This window comes from Oleiphilus sp. HI0067 (assembly GCF_001635735.1).
Genome location: NZ_LWFI01000771.1, coordinates 1 through 517, shown reverse-complemented (window position 1 = coordinate 517; position 517 = coordinate 1). Strand labels below are relative to the sequence as shown.

Here is a 517-nt window from a genome sequence, read left to right as displayed (position 1 = left end):
GACAACATTGAGCTAATCAATAAGCGTGAATATACACATCAGGATTGGGAGAGCGATGCGTTACTGAACTCGATGAATGCAGATGCAACGATAATATGTAATGCAGTTTCCTACCAAGATCTAGACATAAACTACCCACTACCAATAAAACCCCTAAGAGGGCAAACAACTCAGTTGTCATCCAAGTCATTCGCGACACCCAAAACAGTTCTATGTGGCGAGGGTTATCTCTGCCCTACATTACACGGCGAACTGCATATTGGTGCCAGTTACGACTTGAATAATTCAGAACCATTTGAATCAAGGGAAGATGATCACGCTAATATCGAAAAACTCGTGACTTGGCTCAAAGGATGGAGCGATCAAGCGACGTTGAATGAACAGGTTTCAGGCCGACATGCAGGTATTCGGACAACGTCAAACGACTACACTCCGATCGTTGGGAAACTACCTCGAACGAGTGCAATGAACAAGCAATATAGTTTTCTTACAAAAAACGCCAAACAAGAAACAATAC

At 42.9% G+C, this 517-nt stretch carries 1 protein-coding gene; it reads left to right on the top strand.

Annotation, left to right across the window (positions count from 1 at the left end; genetic code table 11):
- A partial coding sequence (locus A3739_RS08435; RefSeq protein WP_156502480.1) for an FAD-dependent oxidoreductase occupies window positions 1-517 on the top strand: 517 nt, incomplete at both ends.